This window comes from Atopobium sp. oral taxon 416 (genome assembly GCF_018128285.1).
Classification (GTDB): Bacteria; Actinomycetota; Coriobacteriia; order Coriobacteriales; family Atopobiaceae; genus Olsenella_L.
On the sequence record NZ_CP072380.1, the window covers coordinates 736,738 to 755,113 of the forward strand.

General features: G+C 55.5%; 23 protein-coding genes and 2 pseudogenes. 8 read left to right on the plus strand and 17 right to left on the minus strand.

Annotated elements, in window-relative coordinates; translation table 11 throughout:
• Positions 1-163 precede the first annotated feature (163 nt).
• Positions 164-1,888 carry a B12-binding domain-containing radical SAM protein gene (locus J4859_RS03990; protein ID WP_212333043.1) on the plus strand — a complete coding sequence of 575 codons (1,725 nt, stop codon included), beginning with the start codon at positions 164-166 and terminating at the stop codon, positions 1,886-1,888.
• Between the two features lie 189 nt (positions 1,889-2,077).
• Here the strand turns inward: J4859_RS03990 and trxA are convergent, their stop codons facing one another.
• From trxA to J4859_RS04005, 3 genes are all read right to left on the minus strand, one after another.
• On the minus strand, positions 2,078-2,395 hold the full coding sequence (trxA, locus tag J4859_RS03995) for a thioredoxin (RefSeq protein WP_212333045.1): 318 nt from the start codon (positions 2,393-2,395) through the stop codon (positions 2,078-2,080).
• Positions 2,396-2,602: 207 nt separating this feature from the next.
• Positions 2,603-3,025, minus strand: a complete 423-nt coding sequence (locus J4859_RS04000; protein ID WP_371812175.1) for a M20/M25/M40 family metallo-hydrolase — start codon at positions 3,023-3,025, stop codon at positions 2,603-2,605.
• Between the two features lie 3 nt (positions 3,026-3,028).
• A complete protein-coding gene (locus tag J4859_RS04005; RefSeq protein WP_212333049.1) occupies positions 3,029-3,250 on the minus strand; it encodes a peptidase dimerization domain-containing protein in 222 nt (73 codons plus the stop codon).
• A 287-nt stretch (positions 3,251-3,537) separates the two neighbouring features.
• On the opposite strand from J4859_RS04005, the gene J4859_RS04010 reads away from it, so the two are divergent.
• On the plus strand, positions 3,538-3,684 hold the full coding sequence (locus J4859_RS04010; protein WP_212333051.1) for a hypothetical protein: 147 nt from the start codon (positions 3,538-3,540) through the stop codon (positions 3,682-3,684).
• Entirely contained in the window at positions 3,685-4,113 is a 429-nt protein-coding gene (locus tag J4859_RS04015; protein WP_212333053.1) for a transposase, read from the plus strand.
• 148 nt (positions 4,114-4,261) lie between these two features.
• Here the strand turns inward: J4859_RS04015 and J4859_RS04020 are convergent, their stop codons facing one another.
• Both J4859_RS04020 and J4859_RS04025 read right to left on the minus strand, forming a co-directional pair.
• A complete protein-coding gene (locus J4859_RS04020) occupies positions 4,262-5,803 on the minus strand; it encodes a PTS transporter subunit EIIC (RefSeq protein ID WP_212333055.1) in 1,542 nt (513 codons plus the stop codon).
• A 139-nt stretch (positions 5,804-5,942) separates the two neighbouring features.
• A complete protein-coding gene (locus J4859_RS04025; RefSeq protein ID WP_212333056.1) occupies positions 5,943-7,292 on the minus strand; it encodes a 6-phospho-alpha-glucosidase in 1,350 nt (449 codons plus the stop codon).
• A 239-nt stretch (positions 7,293-7,531) separates the two neighbouring features.
• Here J4859_RS04025 and J4859_RS04030 point away from each other — a divergent pair, with 239 nt between their 5' ends.
• Complete coding sequence (locus J4859_RS04030) at positions 7,532-8,278, plus strand: MurR/RpiR family transcriptional regulator (protein ID WP_212333059.1); 747 nt, start codon at positions 7,532-7,534, stop codon at positions 8,276-8,278.
• Positions 8,275-9,063 (plus strand): MurR/RpiR family transcriptional regulator, encoded by a 789-nt coding sequence (locus J4859_RS04035; protein WP_212333061.1) that lies wholly within the window; start codon positions 8,275-8,277, stop codon positions 9,061-9,063. Before J4859_RS04030 ends, J4859_RS04035 begins: the two co-directional genes overlap by 4 nt.
• 14 nt (positions 9,064-9,077) lie before the next feature.
• On the opposite strand, the gene J4859_RS04040 is transcribed toward J4859_RS04035, so the two are convergent.
• Positions 9,078-9,659, minus strand: coding sequence for an aldo/keto reductase (locus tag J4859_RS04040; protein ID WP_256436815.1), 582 nt, complete (start codon positions 9,657-9,659; stop codon positions 9,078-9,080).
• A 391-nt stretch (positions 9,660-10,050) separates the two neighbouring features.
• Between J4859_RS04040 and J4859_RS17475 the strand changes: the two genes are divergently transcribed.
• The 3 genes from J4859_RS17475 (at position 10,051) to J4859_RS16725 (ending at position 11,471) form a co-directional block, all read left to right on the plus strand.
• Positions 10,051-10,224: a helix-turn-helix domain-containing protein gene (locus J4859_RS17475; RefSeq protein ID WP_212335125.1), complete on the plus strand. Its 174-nt coding sequence runs from the start codon at positions 10,051-10,053 to the stop codon at positions 10,222-10,224.
• The gene (locus tag J4859_RS04050) at positions 10,199-10,861 is read left to right on the plus strand and encodes an IS30 family transposase (protein WP_212333066.1); all 663 of its coding nucleotides are present in this window, start codon (positions 10,199-10,201) and stop codon (positions 10,859-10,861) included. Before J4859_RS17475 ends, J4859_RS04050 begins: the two co-directional genes overlap by 26 nt.
• 487 nt (positions 10,862-11,348) lie before the next feature.
• Entirely contained in the window at positions 11,349-11,471 is a 123-nt protein-coding gene (locus tag J4859_RS16725; RefSeq protein ID WP_256436816.1) for a hypothetical protein, read from the plus strand.
• Between the two features lie 102 nt (positions 11,472-11,573).
• On the opposite strand, the pseudogene J4859_RS17480 reads toward J4859_RS16725, so the two are convergent.
• From J4859_RS17480 to J4859_RS04100, 11 genes and pseudogenes are all read right to left on the minus strand, one after another.
• A pseudogene (locus J4859_RS17480) lies at positions 11,574-11,732 on the minus strand (transposase); the annotation flags it as partial.
• 165 nt (positions 11,733-11,897) lie between these two features.
• A complete protein-coding gene (locus tag J4859_RS16025; protein ID WP_212333015.1) occupies positions 11,898-12,074 on the minus strand; it encodes an integrase core domain-containing protein in 177 nt (58 codons plus the stop codon).
• A gap of 445 nt (positions 12,075-12,519) precedes the next feature.
• Entirely contained in the window at positions 12,520-12,702 is a 183-nt protein-coding gene (locus tag J4859_RS04065) for a hypothetical protein (RefSeq protein WP_212333070.1), read from the minus strand.
• Between the two features lie 589 nt (positions 12,703-13,291).
• The gene (locus J4859_RS16030; protein ID WP_371812283.1) at positions 13,292-13,447 is read right to left on the minus strand and encodes a transposase; all 156 of its coding nucleotides are present in this window, start codon (positions 13,445-13,447) and stop codon (positions 13,292-13,294) included.
• A 103-nt stretch (positions 13,448-13,550) separates the two neighbouring features.
• Positions 13,551-13,634: pseudogene (locus J4859_RS17485) on the minus strand (transposase); the annotation flags it as partial.
• 91 nt (positions 13,635-13,725) lie between these two features.
• Positions 13,726-13,947 carry a transposase gene (locus J4859_RS04075; RefSeq protein ID WP_212333074.1) on the minus strand — a complete coding sequence of 74 codons (222 nt, stop codon included), beginning with the start codon at positions 13,945-13,947 and terminating at the stop codon, positions 13,726-13,728.
• The gene (locus tag J4859_RS17490) at positions 13,853-14,053 is read right to left on the minus strand and encodes a helix-turn-helix domain-containing protein (RefSeq protein WP_212333076.1); all 201 of its coding nucleotides are present in this window, start codon (positions 14,051-14,053) and stop codon (positions 13,853-13,855) included. The genes J4859_RS04075 and J4859_RS17490 overlap by 95 nt, the downstream gene beginning before the upstream one ends.
• Positions 14,010-14,321: a hypothetical protein gene (locus J4859_RS04085; RefSeq protein WP_212333077.1), complete on the minus strand. Its 312-nt coding sequence runs from the start codon at positions 14,319-14,321 to the stop codon at positions 14,010-14,012. The genes J4859_RS17490 and J4859_RS04085 overlap by 44 nt, the downstream gene beginning before the upstream one ends.
• A gap of 273 nt (positions 14,322-14,594) precedes the next feature.
• Entirely contained in the window at positions 14,595-15,218 is a 624-nt protein-coding gene (locus J4859_RS04090; RefSeq protein WP_212333078.1) for a transposase, read from the minus strand.
• 15 nt (positions 15,219-15,233) lie between these two features.
• Positions 15,234-15,767, minus strand: coding sequence for a transposase (locus J4859_RS04095; protein ID WP_212333080.1), 534 nt, complete (start codon positions 15,765-15,767; stop codon positions 15,234-15,236).
• Positions 15,768-17,094: 1,327 nt separating this feature from the next.
• Entirely contained in the window at positions 17,095-18,198 is a 1,104-nt protein-coding gene (locus J4859_RS04100) for a PfkB family carbohydrate kinase (protein WP_212333082.1), read from the minus strand.
• Positions 18,199-18,376 lie beyond the last annotated feature (178 nt).

Consider the following 18,376-nt stretch of genomic DNA (forward strand, 5'->3'; position numbering starts at 1 on the left):
GCTGTTGCTGTATGTGCATAGGCAATGCGTGAGACGTCGTGGCAACCATCGCTGTTCTATCGGTACTGTGGTTGCAATCCCCCGTACATCCCACAGATCCCTGGGACCGCTCCATGCTTAAGCCTATGTGTTTGGCAGTGCTCAGTTAGGAAGGAAATCGCAGATGAATGTGACATTCATTACATCGGCGCCATTCTTCAGGCGTTTGCCGGCTTATCGTTGGGGTGCTGACGTCTATGGTCACCCCGATACCATCACGGGGCCGCTGATCTTAGGCGGCATCGTGAAAAAGGCCGGGCACGACGTTGAGGCCTATGAGGAGCTCAACGGTTCCTTTGACTACGACCGTCTGATCAGACGCACTGACGTGCTGTGCCTGTATACGATGACGAGCAATGCGCCGCGCGCCTATGAGATCGCGGATCGTTTCAAGCGCGAGGGCCATGCCCGTATCATTATAGGTGGCCTCCATGCCTCTGCGCTCCCAGAGGAAGCTCTGCAGCACGCCGATCAGGTTATGATCGGCGAGGGCGAGAACTCAATTCTCGACTGCGTTGAGGGCCGCAACACTGACAAGATTGTCCATGCCAAGCCGGTCTGCAACCTCGATGAGGTCCCCTTCCCGGATTACTCAATCCTCAAGACCCCCTGCGAGGCAGCAGATGTCCTGACGTCCCGTGGCTGCCCCTTCAGATGCAGCTTCTGCACCACGACCCGCATGTTTCATCCCTATCGTCAACGCAGCATCGACAGCGTCATCGCCGAAATCCGTCACTACAAGGAGATGGGTTTCGAGTACATGAACTTCCAGGATGACAATTTTACCGCCAACAAGGAGCGTGCGAAGGAGATCTGCAAGCGGATGGTCGACGAAGGTTTGGTCTTCAAACAGACCTTCTTCTTCGGCCGTACCGATATCGCAAACTATCCGGATCTGCTTGACGCCCTGGCGGCAGCACACTGCACGCGTATTCTGATCGGCATCGAGTCCCTCAACCAGGATGCCTTAAACGATATCAACAAGCACCAGACAATCGACGATATCGAGCGTGCGGGCAAAGCCTGCCGCGACCACGGTATCGAGCTCATCGCCTCCATCGTGTTGGGTATCGATGAGGACGGTATTGACGACCTGAAGCGGTCCACTGACTTCGCTAAGAGCATCGACGCCTACCAGCTGCAACCGGCGGTGCTCACCCCGTTCCCGGGAACACCGGTCTACGATAGGTTCAAGAAAGAGGGCCGTATGATCCTGGATGGCTCAGAGCACCAGGTGAGCGATTGGGAAGCCTTCGATATGATGAATGCCACCTTCCAGCCGAAGAAGATGAGCCCCTGGGGGTTGCAGTCTGCGTTCTGCACAATGGCACGACGGTTCTACACCCGCCGGTCTGCAATCCACATCGGCGTGCTCTATGGCTCCGAATACGGTTGGAGAAGATGGGGTCTGGCACTGATGGCGCAGTGGGGCACCATAGCTACCCAGCTTGCTGGCGTAATCGGCAAAGGCTCGACCTACTGGAGAGTCAAGCACGCACCTTGGATGTTTGAGAACGATCCGGAGAATGTTGCCGCACGGGCTAAGCGGCCTACACTGCTCGGTAAGATGAAGGATACGGCGATTGAGGTTAGCAAAGATCTGCAGCCTGAGACCATGCGTGAGAACATCCAAAGGACCTCAAAGCGAGTGGAGCACGATCTGTGGGTGGCCCGCAGGAGAAGAGAGACACAGCGTAAAGAGGCACAGCGCCCGGATCCGTATGCCAATGTGCCGAAGCGATCGATGCCTTCTGAGAATTCACTGATCCCGCTGAAGATTTTGGGAGTCACCGAGGTGGCGCTTCCGATTCTACTGGTCGGACACCTGATCCGTAAGCATGCTGAGTAGGGTATACCGGCAACAGGCATTGATCGGTTCATAGTGGGACGATAAGAGGCCAGAGAATCCGGTAAGGATTCTCTGGCCTCTGCGCTTATATATTCGTGAACTTACGTGCTTCAATGCAGAGAGGGCGGCGCCGGTACAACTGGTGCCGCCCTCGTAGGAGAAAGGGGTCCTACGGATTCAAAGCGCTTCTCAGAGCTGCGCCTTGATGTGCTGCTCGAGCTGTGCCTTTGGCATGCCACCGACCATCTGGTCGACGACTTTGCCGTTCTTGATAATGAAGAAGCTCGGGATGCTCATGACTTTGAACTGAGCCGCAAGCTCCTGCTGCTCATCGGAGTTGACTTTGCCGACCTTGAGTTTGCCATCGTAGTCATTAGCGATCTCTTCGACGATCGGCATCATTGCACGGCAGGGGCCGCACCAATCAGCGTAGAAATCTACAAGGACGGGCTCTTTGCTGTCGAGTACCTCAGACTTAAAGTTGTCTTTTGTGAATTGATACTCCATGATCAATTCTCCCTTCGTTCTTATCTTCAACTAACTTGCTGATACCCGTTCCTCTTTCTTAATATCCCTCGTGCAAAACTCGGATGTTCATGCATGCAGTTTCCATATTTTGAACAAAGGGACTCAGAACAACTGGGGAAATACAGCGATGCTGTCCTGGATTGTGATTCAGAGCAGCACCCGAATGTCTCTTTGGGCTTTAAGTTGCTAAGCATTCCAACCCTGGGTGAGTAGCAACTCGCGGAATACTGCATGTACCCGCTCGATATCCTTTAACGGCACGAACTCATTCGGCCTGTGAGCGATCTCCAGGCTGCCTGGCCCGTAGGAGGCGCAGTTGATGTTGCCGGTCTTTCCTGCCGCAACTGCGGAGTCGTTATAACCGGTAAAGATCGTGAGGTCTGCCGGTTTGCCAGTTACCTTCTTAGTGGCCTCTTTGACTGCCGCACGCAGGGGAGTGTCAGTGTGTGAGGGGATTGCCGACCGATCGCTGGTCACAGTGTAGTTTCCCTTCACGCCGAGGGCCTGCTTCTCTGCAGTTGTACAGTTGTGATGCCCTGCTCTACGATCTTCTCTGCATCGACGGGCGTTGTGGGCGGCACTAAGTGCACATCGACCCAGGTGGTGCACTCATCAGGTATGACATAGGGCTGATTTGCCACCTTTAATCTCCCCGAAGATGATCGTTGCCGAGCCTAATTCCGCGTCCTTTGGTAATGCCATGACCTGGTTTCTGATACTTGTGATAGCCTCTGCGGCTCCGGCGATTGCATTGGTGTCTTTCCAAGGGGTGCTGGTGTAAGCGGTGATGCCTTTGATAGCTAGCTTGAACCAGGTACGGCCTTTGTGTGCCATTCTAACATAGGTATTGGGGTCACGTCATGCTCAAAGACGAAATTCTGACTTAATTAAATAGTAAGACTCGGAGATGCCAGATGCTTCGCCGTCCGATGGGATGTGCGAGTCTGGTGGGGGACGTGCCCCCCGGCGCCCTGACCCGTGACAAAACCGACCCGATCGGTGTCGCTTCTATGACCTGTCGGACGCCTGGGGCGTGGAGCCGTCAGGCGTCCCCCTACTGTTCTGCCCGAGAGGCAAATGGCGGAGGCGACAGCACAATCGCAGGCAGTCGAAGGTCGCCCATGCAACAAGGGCAGGTGGAAAGGGTCATCTATGTCGCCGTCGACGCCGGCGAGGTGGCCCACTTTGGTGTGGAGTGCACGGGGACCTACGGTGCCGGAGCTGCTTTAAGCACCTCTCGCGCGAGCACGTGCAGGTCGTCGAGCTGAGTGCCCCGACCGCTTTATCAGGCGCAGCAGGGGCAAGGACGACGCCACGACGCCGCGATGGCGCGCAAGGCCGCGATCGAGCAGATCCGCTCCCTGATCGTCTCGGCCTCCGACTCCGCGCTCGCCGGTCGCTACCAGGACCTCGACGTGGCCATCGGGGCCATCCTCGAGGAGGTGGCGCCACTCCTGCTCGAGGAGAAGTGTGTCAGCTCGCAGGGCGCTGTCCAGCTGATGATCAGAGTGGGGGACAATCCGGAGAGGCTCAAGCAGCGAGTCGTCGTTCTGCTGTGCGGGGTGGCAGCGCGTCCTGTGTCGTCGGGGCTCACGACACTCCACAGGCTCAACAGGGGCGCTGGCAGGGCAGCGAACAGCGCGATACACATCGCTGCACCAGGAAGGCTGAGGACGGACGACAGGACTCGCGCTTAGGTGGCCCGCAAGATGTCTAAGGGGCACTCCAAGCTCGAGGCGATACGATGCGTCAAGCGATACATAGCGCGCGAGCTGTACTATGACATCATTGCCCAGAGTCGCATGCTCAAAACGACTTGACAATTAGAAGGGCATCACACGTTCATTACATCTTGAGCACGCTATGAAGCTGCGTTGCGATGTTCTCGACTGCCGGACCATAGATGACATGGATATGGGTATCAGACATCTTCTTGACGCCCATGGAACCCGACTTCTTGAGCATGTCTTCGTCAATCAGGGACATGTCCTTCACATCGACGCGAAGACGCGTGATGCAGTTGTTGATGTTGACGATATTGTCTACGCCGCCAAGGCCTTCGATGATGTAGGTCAGCTGCGGCGTCATGGTTCCCTCAGCAATCTCTGCCTTCTCGGTGACCTCAGCAGAGTCATCCGGTGCATCGATCACGATGTGATGAGACGTGAGGTACGTGTAGAACACGAAGTAGTAGATGAAGAAGTAGGCAATGCCCAGAGGGATAACCATGTACCAGCGGGAACCCGGCTGCAGGACACCCCAGATGACAAAGTCAATGATGCCGCCGCCCGTACCGCCGATAGAGACGCCCAGCATATGCGTGAGCATGAAGGAAAGGCCAGCCATCACAGAGTGGAAGGCATAGAGCACAGGTGCCACGAAGAGGAACGAGAACTCAAGCGGCTCGGTGATACCGGAGACGAATGCCGTCACGGCACCGGCGACAACGAGAGCCTTTACGCCGTCGCGCTTGTTCTCGGGCGTAGAACGATAGATGGCAAGAGCTGCAGCGGGGAGACCGAAGAGCATGAATGCAAACTTGCCTTCTGCAAGATAGCGGGTGTAATCAGACAGCGCAGCAGTGCCCATGGTGTCGACATACTGGTAGAAGATGTTGAGGCAGCCCTCGGTACCATTGAGCACACCGCCGATGGAAGTCGTACGGAAGAGCTGGTTGATGATGTGGTGCAGGCCGGTCGGGATGAGACCACGCTCAGCCAGGCCAAAGAGGAAGACGCCGAAGTTGCCGAGGCTCGCGATAGCCGTACCGAGAGCCATGATGGCAATCGAGAGCGGCAGCCAGATGAACGGCGAGAGAATGCCGAGAATAAGCATTGCAACAAACACGACGATTGCGACAGAGCGCTTGCCACCGTAGAAGGAGATGGCAACAGGGAGCTTCGTATCAATGAAGCGGTCATGCAGAGCAGCTGTCAGGCAGCCAACGAGAATGCCGCCGAAGGCTGACATATTCGGTGCGCCTTCGACTCCGAGGACCGTAGCTGTATCAAGAGAGCTGAAGTCGAAGAGACCGCTCTTGACCATTGCAGCGCCAGCAGCAATGAACGTGTAGTAGCCCACAAAGCCAGCGAAGGCAGCAATCTCCTTGTCCTTCCTGGCGAGACCAAGAGCAAGGCAGATGGCAAACAGCACAGGAATCTGTGCATAGACTGCGTTTGCAACCGACTTGATGGTGGCAAAGACAAATCCGACCGGTGCTGTCGGCGCAAACGCCGGCACAGCAGCGATGACTGCATCCTTCGTGAGAGCACTCATGATGCCCAGAAGCAGGCCTACAGCCGAGAGCGCTGCTATCGGCAGCATCAGACTCTGGCCCAGCTTCGAAAGGTAGTTCATCACACTACCCTTCTGTTTCTTCTCTCCCATGCTTCCCCCTTGGTCAAAAATCCCTGTCATAGAGATGGAACCCGCCATTTTGCTGTATGCGGGCAATACAGCCTGTGCCAGATGCATGTCCCCCAGACCTGGCGCAGACCGTTTCAAGCACTTCTTGTAGCGTTCGATGCTACTTGAGCTCTGGCCAGTAGTCCTTGTTCTCTTCAATCAGGATGTCGAGAATCTCGTGGGCCTTCTTCGTATCGTTCACGAGCCTGTTCAGCGTCATTGCCTCAAGCGCCTTCTGGTAGCTGTGCTCGAAGTACGCATCGACAAGCAGCTTCTCGCAGGAGACCTGCTGGACAAGGAGTCCGAGATAAAACTGCGGGATATTGCCGACGCCCATCGGGCGCGGACCATTGGCTGTAAGCTCCGCGACGACTTCGACCATTGCATCGTCCTGCATGTTGTTGATGAGGCCATTGTTTTCGGTGATGATGATGTAGCGGCGGCCGGAGTTGTGAGCAATGGCAGAAGCCACCTCGATCATCATCTCAGCATGCGCGTCAGAGTGGATGTCGACGATGCCCTTGGTCGTGCCGGCATCGATGCAGCGGTGGCACTCGCCGAACGCACGCTTCTCGCGGCCTTCGATGACCTCATCAGCGCGGGTCTTGTTACCGGCTGCCATGCGCTCCTCGTTCAGATGCTGGAACTTGTAGAGCGGATAGAGGTAGTACTGGTCGTACGTGTTCGGCAGGAACTCAGGGTAATCCTCCATCATCATCTGGACGTTGCCATACGTCTCGAGCCAGGAAGGATCGCGCTGCTCTGCATCCTGCGGCAGGAATCCCTTCTCATGCACAAGCTTGCGAATCTTGGGCATGAGATCCTCGCCCGTCGGCTTGTAGTACATGTGGGTGAACCAGCCGTAGTGGTTGAGGCCGAAGTAGACTGGCTCGAGATCGTTCCAGTCGACATCAAGAAGGCGGCTCGTGGAACGCACAACATTCTCAGGCTGATCGCAAATATTGAGGATGCGCTTGTCTTCCGGGAACTCGCGACGCAGAGCCTCTGCCACGATGGCAGCGGGGTTGGAATAATTGAGGCACCAAGCAATCGGCGAGTACTGGCGGATGGCATGGATAGCATGAATCATGTCGCCAATAGAGCGCATGCCGTAGGCCATGCCGCCAGCGCCAACCGTCTCCTGGCCGATGATGCCATGATCGAAGCAGGTATGCTCATCCGACCGGCGGCCCTCAAGCCCGCCCGAGCGCATCTGCATGAAGATGAAGTCCATGTCGGTATAGGCAGTCTTCTCGTCAGTGGTGTAGCTGATTTCTGCGTTGGGATACATCTCACGGAAGAGGATCTCCCCGAACTTTCCGACCGGCTCCTGGCGCGGGCCATTGATATCGAAGAGGACGAGCTTTGCGAGCGGGAAATCTTTCTGGAGCCTCACGAAGCTCTTGAGGAAGCCCGGCGTATAGGTGCTGCCACCGCCGACGATGCACACGTTGTAACGCTTCTCTGCCATTGCAATTCACCTCTCGGATCTGGTTGAGCAGGTACGTCATTGTCCTGCCAATCCTCATATCAGCGCAGGTACGATGGGCTTTTTCTCTTCTCTTCCCTGCGCGCAACATGAAGATACCGCCTGCGGAATCCCGCAAGTGACCCGGAGGCTGTTACAGAAACTCATGTCATAATCTGTTACATGTTTCAAAATCAGAAACATTTCCAAACTGTCTTGTATCCCAGAGGAGAGCACAAAGCATGCCGGAAACAGCATCCAGGTTCACTTCAGCAGAGCTTTCTGTCCTTCGCTATATCCAAGACCATGGCAAGGACGCTGCCGACCTCAGCGCACGAGAGCTGGCAAATGCAGCAGGCTGTTCTGCTGCAACTGTGATCAGGCTCTCCCGCAAGCTCGGCTATTCTGGCTACGCTGAATACCGTTTCGCTCTCAAACGGCAGAGGCATCCGGCAGTCTCTGCATTCGATATGCCCAAGCGTGACACCCCCGCAGAGATTGCCGCAGTATCCCATCTTAACCAAGCCAAGGAGATAGAACGCACTGCTGATCTCTTCGCAGAACGCGATACCATCATCCTTGTCGGAGGCGGCCTTACGCATACTGCGCTTGAATACCTTCATCACTATCTCTTCTCGGCGTCCTGCCCGACTATTTGCATGCCAAACGATGAGCTCTCGCTCGATGCTATCTCGAGCGCATCGCCAGACGCTATCGTGCTCTGCGCCAGCGTTTCGGGCACAGGGTCAACGCTCGACCTTGCTCGAGAGGCGCACAATCGTGGCCTCTTTGTTATTGGCATCACCAGCTCACTCACGAGCGATCTCATCACGTTCTGCGATATCCATCTTCTGGCAACGAGCGCACCAAGGGCCAATCCCCGCATCGCCTCGCGTCTGGGCATCATTGCAGTCACAGACGAAATTGCTCGCACCTATACCCACCGCCATCTCCACGGGCAGGTAATAGCCAAGGAGGCACACGTATGATCGAGGCATTCCGCGATGACATCTTGTCAACGCTCACACAGGGAGAGCTTGACTTCCTCTATTTCACAGAGCTGCACCTGAACGACATCGCCAGCTGGAGCATTGAGGAAGCTGCTGCTGCAAGCTATACCTCCGCCGCGGTCATCGAACGTGCCTGCAGGAAGCTCCGCCTCTCGGGCTATGCCGAGCTGCGCTTCCTTGTCAGAAATGAACTCAGGGAACGCAGTGTCTCAGTACAGGAAGATGTTTCCGATTACAGCGCCAGAACAGCACAAGATGCTCTCCTCCGCGAGACGAAGCTCACATTCCAAGAGTCGTTACTATCTCTTCTTCCGAAAGCTGTAGCAGCTATCTGGCAGGCACACAGCCTCGTGCTCTTCGGAAGAGGACTGTCAGAGTTCCCTGCAGAATATCTCTCCGATTACCTAACGCGCATCGGTAAATCCTGTCGTCGCTATTTGGATCCACCTTTCGTCTACCGCGATGTCGCCGGCTTCACAGACAAGGATGCTATTGTCATCTTCTCCTCTGGAGGCAGGACCATTCCTGTAGTGAAAGCCGCAGCCATTGCAAAGAAGAACAAGGCCACCACCATTGTCGTCTGCTCGGATCAGGAAAGCCCTCTCTGGAAGATGGCAAGCATCGCTCTCTATGCAGCATCAGATCAGCTCAGCATCAGCCAGATAGACCTCAATTCCCGCTTCACAGAGTTTGCCGTAGCCGATGCACTTGTCGACGAGCTGCTTCGAGAGAAAGTTAACACTGCCTCTTCTAAAGACAGCTGATTGTTCCGAGCCTCCTATGCCAGATTGCGTTCGATAGAGCTATCTAGGAATGTTATCTTGTCTGCTGTCATCTCGAGCGTAACAGTGGTACAGTTCCCCTTGACCCTCTTGGACGAAGAGCATTCTACAAGTGCTGTAGTCACAAGTTCCTTCTGCATGGTCCAAGCAAGCGTCGCCTGAGAGACTGGACGCTCATGCCTTTCCGTAATGGAATCCATATCCCAGAGCAGCTTTTGCACCTTCGAGAACAGGGGCTCCTTGAAGGCGGTATAGAACGTGTAGCAGATATCCTTCTCATCGAAGTGCGGAAGGGTCCTGAAGGCACCGGTGGAGATGCCGCCGCCAAGCGTTCCATAGGTCAAGGTTGTAAGGCCTCTCTCATGTGCCCACTTCATGATGGACTCGGTGCCTCTGTCCGCCATGGAATACCTGAGTTCCACCACATCGATCTTTGCGTACCACATGCATCCCTTGTAGCGCATGTGCTGCCCATTACTGTGAGAGACAGCCCTTGGGGGCCTCTGCGAGCTTTGGGGGTTTCGACAATGAAGTGCCTGCGGATTCGATTCCCTAGGGAAGCGATGATTAATTCCCAATAATGTGCCAAAGAGGATCAGCCACGTGGCCTTTCGCAGCCGGCATGGGCATTAATTATCGTTTCCCTAGGGAAACGATGATTAATTCGCCTCGATGAGGTAGCTGGGGCTGTACGCTGTATGACATCGGCTCAAAATGTCTCGAACCACGCAGTGCCCATACCCACATAGATGCCTATCTGTCTTCTGGATATAGTATAGCTACATCCACACATTCCAGCATATCCAAAAGGAAGATATGGATAGCCTGATGAGTTTTTAAGACCGGTGGATTAGCATTCTAAGTGCAACAGGATAGCCCGCTGGATGCAAGCGTGGCACACTCCGGAAGGCTACGATGTTGGTTGTCCACATCAACGTCGAAAGCTAAAAGGAATGTGCCACTACAAGCATCTCAAGCCTACAGGAGAGGGACTGCATAGCCACGCTGCATGCAGAGGGAAGATCAATTGCCTATATCGCGGCAGAGATCGGCAAGGACAGCTGCAGCGTCTGCCACAAGCTCAAGAGAAACGCACGCCACGGCCGCTTTAGGGCATGTGCTGCCCAAAAGGAGGGCGGATGAGCGCCGCAGGAGATGCAGGGCGAAAAGGCGGCTTTCAGACCCTGCGCTTACGCAGAAGGTGCGCTTACTCATCATGGACAGACACTGGTCCCTGGAGGAGATAGACGACATCTCAGGCTCGAGGGTGGCGGCAGGTGCACCGTTGAGCCTCTCGACGATCTACCGGGAGGTCCATGCAGGCGCCCTCGAGCTGCCGGGATCCGGCCCCGAAGGCAAGGTGCGGCGCCGCCTGCACAGGAAGGGGCCTAAGACGAGGGGCAAGATCAGGATCTTACGCACCGTGGATGAGAGGCCAAAGCAGGCCGATGCGAGGTCTCGCCTCATCGAGTGGGCAGACGACACACTCGTGGCAGCAGGACCCATGTGCCTGCTCGTGCTTGCCGACAGGGCAGTGAGGCTGCTTGCCGCGGAAAGAGCCACCACGACAGCGGGAGCGTCTCTAAGGCCGAGGTCGGGCTGCTGCAGGGACGTCCCCTTAAGACGCTCACTTCCGGATAGGGGCAAGCAGTTCGCAGGGCATGCAGATGTCACAAAGGCCTTGGGAGGCGTGCAGTTCTACTTCTGCGACCCTCACCATCTATGGCAGAAGCTAACAGTTAAGAACACCAATGGGCTCCTGCGGGAGTTCTTCCCCTAAGGGCACAGACTTCAGCAAGGTCACAAACGAGGAGGTCCGGTATGCGGTAGAGCTGATCTGCGACAGGCCAAGGAAGGTCCTGAAATACAGGACAGCCAACGAGGTCTTTAGGGAGATGTTGCACTCAGCTTGACAATCTGCCGACCTTAAATCCTAAGGTCTGAGGAGAAAGACCCGGCGGGAGGCACTCCTGGAGCGGATGGATGCAATCGTTGTGTGGGATAGCTGGATTGCACGGGTAGATACCAGCTACCACTGACAGGCTCTTGTCAGGCATGTGCGCGCTGCAAAGACGATACTTTAGGATGTATCTGCTGCAGGTCATGTTTGCTCTCTTAAGACAAAAGAACCTAAGGATGCTATCCTGGATTGTCGGTCCTGGCAGTGCTTCTGTGCACGTAGACCTCATGTCTGAGCAGGTGCTAGATGCGACGACACTTGCGAAGATGCGCCATAGCCTTAAAGCGAGAGGAGTTCGGCAAAGCTTGTGCTTCACGACCTGAACTTAGAGCTCGAAAAGGCAGGGACCACGGCGCGGGGCGGCTCTATTGTGGATGCGACCTTCACCTGGGCTCTAAAGCTTAACGAAGAACAAGGACCATACGCGTAACCCTTAAAGCGCACCAGTCCAAGAAAGACTAACTATTAAAAGTCAATCATGAAATTACGATTTTTCGGAGCCTTCGGTAGTTTCTATGGGAGGCAGTCCCATCTAGGCGGCCCTCCTTCTCGCGCTTTTCCCTGACCTCCCCGGAAGCTGCGGCTTGCTGTCCGAGCACCTCAGCATGAGCAGCCCGATCAGGTTGTCCGCGTTGCGAAAGCCATAGGCCATCTTGACCGTCACCTTGATCTTGTTGTTGATCGACTCGACGCGGCCGTTGCCGGTTCCGAGCTCTGAGCCCTGTCAATATAATGGACAGAGGAATCTCAGATTTTTTATGCGACCTGCATCGCCTCCGGATCGTATGCAAGGCCTCTCTCGAGGCGCTCGAAGAACTCCTGCATCACCTCTGCCGGCACGCGATCTCCTATGGACTTATGCGGGCGGAAGCGGTTGTAGTACGACTCGATTAAACTCGTGTGCCTTGTGCTTGGTCGTGGATGCATCTAAGAGGCGCTTATGGTAGTACCATTCGTTCTTGAGCGTGGCGAAAAGCGATTCGGCGAGCGCATTGTCGTGGCAGCTTCCGGTTCTCCCCACGGAGAGCCTCACGTCGTGTGCGGCTGAGCAGGCGGCCAGCTTTGAGCTTATGTACTGGCTGCCTGGGCTGCTTAGAATATGGCCCCTCCGGCCACGTATCCGCGCGAATATGCCATCTTCAGGGCAAAGACGACAAGGCCTGCCCTCATGTTGTCCTGTATGCTTCAGCCCACCACCATGTGTGTGCACAGATCGTGTGCGACGGTAAGATATATAAAGCCTGCCGTGGTCCTGCGATAGGTTGTGTCTCCCACGAGCTTGGCTGTCGGCACAAGACACGAGAAGTCGCGCCGGATGAGGTCGGGGCGCTCGGGGGTATCAGGTGCGGGCAGTATCGTCCTCTTGGAGGCATTGGATCAGATGCCGCAGATGCCCAAGCTTAGCCATGCACCTGCGCACGCGGTAGCGGGTCGTGCCTGTAAATTTTGCGTAACTTTGGGTCGCCTGTGAGCTTGGATCAGACCTTGCAAAAGCTAAAGCGCCTGTCGCTTTCCTCCCATATCGCGCAGATGGCTTCCTTGAGGGGACCCCACGGATCCTCGCCGCCTTTGGCCTTGAGCCATCTGTAGAAGTGAGCCCTGCTCACCTCCAGTACGCGTGCCATCATCAATACGCTGTAGGTTGCCCTCTTCTCCAGCATGAGCTAAAACCTGTCCTTGGTCAGAGGCTTCCGGCGAAGAAGGCTGCCTCTTTTTTAGGAACTTATTTTCGCTTCCGAGCTCGTGTATGCGCCTCTTCACTGCGTCGAGCTCCTTCTGCTCCTCGATCCTTTCCTGGGTGACCCTTTTGGTCTTTGAGTGCTTGATGATCCAGTCGTTTAAGGTCTTGTCGTTGGCCTCAAGCTTCGCGGCGCATTCTCTGATGCTCTTCTTAGGGTTGGCCTTACGTGCCTTCCTGTAGTAGTCGATAGCCTCGAGGCAATACTTCTTCAGTGTAGTGTTTGGGTGTTTCCGGCTTCGTGCGGGACTTTGCCTTCTCTATCTCGCTTGCGCTTAGCGACATCTCATCTCTTCAATCTGTTGACTGTGCTGGGTGGGTATCTGGACAGAGCATATCTGTTGCCAGTCCCTGAATCCCACTGTCCACCAAAAGATTACAGCTCACTCAACCGCCGCGACCACGTCGGCCCTGCGCCTGCGCACCTTCTTCTCGACGGCGACGACGGGCTTGATCCTGCAGTACGCGGCGGCGCGCAGCCACGCGTCGAGCAACGCCGCGGCCTCGCTGGCTCACCCGGCCCTGAACACCGCCTGCAGGTCCTCCTTCAACTCCCATGCCCTGAACAGGCGCGACCCCGCCTTCTTCTTCAGCGCGTCGAGCTTGGCGCGCTGCGCGTCGGTGAGGTTCTCGGGGTTCTTCACGAGGGCGAAGCAGCTGCCCTTGATCGCGTCGGCGGCCTCCTTGAGCGCCCTGGCCTCCGCCGGGGTCTCCTCGCCCTTCCGCGGCCGCCCCGGCCGGTCTCGCGGGGGGCGTCGCCTCGCGGGCGGCCCTCTTCGCGACCCGCCACTCGTCGCGGCGCACCTCGTCGAGCGCGTCGTTCATCCACTGCACGACGTGGAAGGGGTCCATCACCCAGCGCGCGGTGTGGGCAGCGGCGCCGGAGTAGCGTCTTTATCCACTTCGCGCCGTCGGCGGTGACGACCTCGATAGCGCGCCTCTGCTCTCAGGTGAGCTCGTCCAGGAAAAGGCCCAGCACGTCCTTGCCGTACCCCTCGTGGGCCCATATCAGACATCCCCGGTCGTGGTCGACGACGACAATCAGGTACTTGTGGCCCTTCTTGTAGGAGGTCTTATCGATCCCGATGCGCCTTGCGCCCTCGAAGCGCCCCTTGCCGCGCGCGGCCTGCAGGTCGGCGTAGACCTCGCCGAGCGTGTGCCACTCCACGCGCGAGAGCTCCGCGACGGCGCTGGCCGGATCCGCGCAGCACCAGGCACACCACCCACTCCTTAAAGTCGCGCGTGAAGCGCGACCTGGGCCTCGCCCAGGGCACCGCCTCGACCAGAACGCCGTGCTCCGGGCAGGCGACCCGCCTCGTCGCGTACTCCAGATAAGCACGTCGAGCGGGCCAGGTCCATCGCCCTCCACGATCGCGGGCTCGGCGACCTGTCGTAGCAGCCGCATCTCTTGCCGCAGACGGGGCAGCGCAGGCCATCCTTCCTCCACGGCCTCACCCCGACGACGACTCGGTCGTCGTCGATGCGTACGTATTCGATCACGGTGTGCGCCAGCGCGAGCGCGCAGCGTAGTATCCTGTTCATGCGTCAGGGCCTTTCCGCTAGGTTGTTGTAGCAGACGTAGCCCTACCCTGCCCGACGCGGGAACGGCCCCAGACGGGGCCGTTCTCCTTTATTTGCCTTGTCACCGCGCTCCCATCTGGGCGCTTGGGCGGATTCCGCCCATAGAAACTACCGAAGAGCCATTTTTCGAATAAAACACGGAGACGTGTTTTAGATAGATCAGTACCTTGAAAACTGCATGACGAACAGAGTCTCGGGAATAGGGCTCTAAGAAAAGGCTATGGGTTGTAAGATTTACGCTGCCTGGTATTCGCTATGGGTCAGCTCCATCCGGTAGATGGTTCTGACCAGCTTCTTTGCCACGTGCGACAGGGCGACATAGAAGTGCTTGTCTTCAGCACGCTTTCTAGCCAGATACAGGCCAAACCGCTCGTCCCACTTGGAGACGTATATAGCGGCGTTGAAGAGGGCGAAGCGGAGGTATTTGGAGCCTCGTTTCTCCATATGGGCATAGGTGGATGTCAACTGCCCGGACTGGTAGGTAGATGGCGACATGCCTGCATAGGCAAGGATCTGGTCCGCATTGTCAAAGCGGTTGAAATCGCCAATCTCGGCCAGGATCATGGCTCCCATCCGGTAGTTGATGCCGGGAATTGTCATGATCGGAGAGCTGCTCTTGTCCATAATCTTTCGAATGGAAACTTCTACTTTTTCGATGTCGGCAGTCAGGGCATCGATCTGGCGGATCGTCTGCTTGAGTTCTATGGATCTTACAGACATCTCTGATCCGACAGAGGATCTGGCCGCATTCCGGATCTCGATCGCCTTCTCTCGGCCATACCGGCCACGGGAGGCATCACAGAGCAGGGACTTCAGATGTGTGAGGTTGGCATTGGCAACACATGACGCACCGGGCATTTCTTCAAGCAGGCGCTAGACGGTGTTTATGTGAAGCGTTGGGACGAGGCCTTCCAGTTTGGGGAATACAATGTTCACCAGCCTGGTGATGGATGTCTTCAGCTTCGCTCTCCTCTGGATGAGATCAAAGCGGTATCTGGTCAATGACTTCAGCTCTTCGCTGGGGTAAGATGTATCCGTGTAGGGCCTGAGGGTCTTATCAGTCACAAGCATTTTGGCAATGGAGCGGGCATCGACTTTATCCGTTTTCGTCTTTCTAAGGCGCTGACCTTTTCTGTAAAGATTTGTGTGAGGTGGGTTGATTACAAAGGTGCGGTAGCCTCGATCAAGAAGCGAGCCCAAGATGTTGTAGGAATAGTAGCCGGTAGCCTTGAGCCCTACTTTTATCTGGGACAGGTCTTTTGAGGCCGTCTCGATTCTTCTGAACAGCTCATCATAGCCTTCGCGATTGTTCCGGATGGTAAAGACCGGGAACAGTTCTTCAGCGTCCGGACCAAGAATGCAGCAGTCGTGCTTGTCCTTGGCGACATCGATTCCAACGTAGATCATCTTTAAGATCAAAGAAGCGGCTGATTGTTCTGATGCTGTCGTCAGACCACAGGGCTTTCTGCCAATCGTATCCTCGTTCTACATAAACCGTCATGCGGTATCTAACTGATCAACAATGCAGCAAAGAGGCTGTGGCTGAAGCCTCTCTAAAACCGTCGAGCGGTAGGGGAGCAAGACCACTCCACAGCATCTGATGACAATGTAGCCGTTTACCAGGAACAGGTAAAGGAAAGCTACCACTTAATAATACGAGGGGGAGCCTGGCGTATCGGATACAAGGCACATATCGGCGTGGATGCCGCAGGTGGCCTTGTGCATGGTGTGGAGACGTTCGCTTAGAATGTATCTGACATATCCTGTGGCACATGCACTCGTAAGGGAAGATGACAGGTTCTGCTGCGCAGACTTTAGGCTATATAGGTATAGCGAAGCGCCCTTAAGGACGCATAAAGACCCACACCTCTCATCTATGCGCTAAAGTGTCGCAAGGAAGCCTTCGACCATAGAAGGCCTTGCCTGTGCACTCTTCTCCGAAAAAGGCATCGAGTCCAGGAAGGCATCCGGCCGCTTAAAGGTAGAAGCATCCCTTCCTTATCGTGAAGCGGCGCTTCTGCCCCTTAAGGAAGCGCTACAGAAGGATAGAGAAGATGCCTGCACACTCAAGTCTTTCTCGTCCTTGCAAACCTTACCCATGTGCATCTTTTGCCGGCAGGCTGCACCTCCCGGCTCTCAGCGTCGCTTGATCCGTCTTGGAGCCTTCTTGCGGTGCATGCGGCAGGATAAATGTCAGGATGGCGGCTCCTGCACGTGCTGGATGAGCATCTTTCCCTGCCTTTCCCGCATACCGGCCGCGAAAAATCGTGTGGTCGGTCCCCTTTAACACGTTATGGGGCATTGATCATCGTTTCCCTAGGCTACTGGCTCTATGCTCTATGGGCTTAAGAGAAACGATGTGAGGCTCTCCTGCAGCCGCTTAGGGTACCTGCTGCGATAGTGTCGTAGAGAGGTCTTTCTTTGCCACTCTTAAAGGCGAGATGTACTAGCGAGAAAGCTTTGCAACAAGAAAGGACGCCATACATGCGCAAGTTGAATTCATTGAGGGCTACTACAACAGAAAACGTCCCCACTCAACGATCAACAACAAAATTCCAGCGAAGGTAATAGATGCTTTCTTTGAAAGAACGAAACCTATATCAGAAGAGGACCAGATATCACCATCCAATGCAGCAGCGAATCCTCAGAGCAAGTGCAACGACTGGCGATGATAGACCTCCCAGGGACACTTCCACTCCAGACGCTTGCGGGGTCTTTGGTTGAGTCCTTTCCTCTATTGCTGTGAGTCATACCCAGCTGCTGCCATGCGAGAAAGTACGTTGTCTGCACTCAGGGCGGGGTTTACGGTGGAGTAGGACTCCGTGCAAATGGCAGCTGCTGCCACTCCTGCTGCACAGGTGTTGGCAAGGGATTCACCGCGGGTTTGCGCCCAGGTGATGGCTGCCATCATAGTGTCACCGGCTCCAGTCGTGCTTACAATGTTTGAGGCAAAGCTGGGGATGCGGACCACATTGTTGCGATCAGCTGCATAGGCTCCTCGTGCTCCAAGGGAGATGACAACCCGTTTCACCCCTTGATCGAGGAGCTTTTTTGCCGCGAGCTTCATGCTTCTGTCATCGGTAATATGGACACCGGTGAGGGTTTCTACCTCGAGCTGATTCGGTTTAATAGTGTCAAGTTTGCCAATTAAGCCCTTCACCTTCAGTGCCTTGGAGGTAGAGACCGTATCACAATACAGGGGTACTCTGACGTGGTCTGCGAGATAGGCTAAGCACTCAATAGAGATATTGGTATCGACTACACATACCTGTGCGTGGTTGATCACACCTAGACGTGACTCGAGGGCTTCTGGAGTGAGCTGATCGAGGATCTTCATATCTGAGATTGCGAGGGTCATATCACCTTGTTCGTCCATGATAAACAAATGCATAGAGGTGATTCCACCGGGGATGGTGATCGAGTTGTCGATATCGATATTCAACTTACGACAGTCATTGACAAGCTCGGTTGCTCTAATGTCATCCCCAAAGACAGTGATAAGCTTCACATTACAGCCAAGCAGTGCCAGGTTGTGAGCGATGTTTCTGGCAGTCCCACCAGCGGAGACGGTAACAGTACCTGGCATTGTGTCGTGGGCTCTTGGGGCGTAGGCAGGGTGTCCTGCGAGGTCCATATTGGTTCCTCCCACCACGGCAATATAAGGCTTATCAGCCAATACGTAGCGACGCCCCAAGATTGCACCTTTCTTCGTGAGGTTGGAGATGTGGACAGCTACCGAGGAGCGTGAGATATGAGCACGCTCAGCAATCTCTTTTTGTGTAATGGAGGGGTTGATACGGATCCAATTTAAGATCTGTTGTTCTCTGTCGGTGAGCATCGTGGAGCGCTCCTTCGGTGTCGAGCATGCTCTATGCGTCTTTGATAGAGCTATTTGCATGCCCTTTCAATACCTGTGACCATTGAAAGATACAGTGATTAGCTCCAGTATAAGCATATGTTTATTTACGATAAGCAAAAGCCGCTCGGCGATAAAACAGCACCGATGGGCATAGTCA

Excerpts from the sequence above, each read along its gene's own strand:
- J4859_RS03990 (WP_212333043.1), top strand. The coding sequence starts at position 164 with ATGAATGTGACATTCATTACATCGGCGCCATTCTTCAGGCGTTTGCCG.
- trxA (WP_212333045.1), bottom strand. The coding sequence starts at position 2,395 with ATGGAGTATCAATTCACAAAAGACAACTTTAAGTCTGAGGTACTCGAC.
- J4859_RS04005 (WP_212333049.1), bottom strand. The coding sequence starts at position 3,250 with ATGGCACACAAAGGCCGTACCTGGTTCAAGCTAGCTATCAAAGGCATC.
- J4859_RS04010 (WP_212333051.1), top strand. The coding sequence starts at position 3,538 with ATGCAACAAGGGCAGGTGGAAAGGGTCATCTATGTCGCCGTCGACGCC.
- J4859_RS04020 (WP_212333055.1), bottom strand. The coding sequence starts at position 5,803 with ATGGGAGAGAAGAAACAGAAGGGTAGTGTGATGAACTACCTTTCGAAG.
- J4859_RS04025 (WP_212333056.1), bottom strand. The coding sequence starts at position 7,292 with ATGGCAGAGAAGCGTTACAACGTGTGCATCGTCGGCGGTGGCAGCACC.
- J4859_RS04030 (WP_212333059.1), top strand. The coding sequence starts at position 7,532 with ATGCCGGAAACAGCATCCAGGTTCACTTCAGCAGAGCTTTCTGTCCTT.
- J4859_RS04035 (WP_212333061.1), top strand. The coding sequence starts at position 8,275 with ATGATCGAGGCATTCCGCGATGACATCTTGTCAACGCTCACACAGGGA.
- J4859_RS04065 (WP_212333070.1), bottom strand. The coding sequence starts at position 12,702 with ATGCTGGAGAAGAGGGCAACCTACAGCGTATTGATGATGGCACGCGTA.
- J4859_RS04085 (WP_212333077.1), bottom strand. The coding sequence starts at position 14,321 with ATGAACAGGATACTACGCTGCGCGCTCGCGCTGGCGCACACCGTGATC.
- J4859_RS04090 (WP_212333078.1), bottom strand. The coding sequence starts at position 15,218 with ATGCCCGGTGCGTCATGTGTTGCCAATGCCAACCTCACACATCTGAAG.
- J4859_RS04095 (WP_212333080.1), bottom strand. The coding sequence starts at position 15,767 with ATGATCTACGTTGGAATCGATGTCGCCAAGGACAAGCACGACTGCTGC.
- J4859_RS04100 (WP_212333082.1), bottom strand. The coding sequence starts at position 18,198 with ATGCTCACCGACAGAGAACAACAGATCTTAAATTGGATCCGTATCAAC.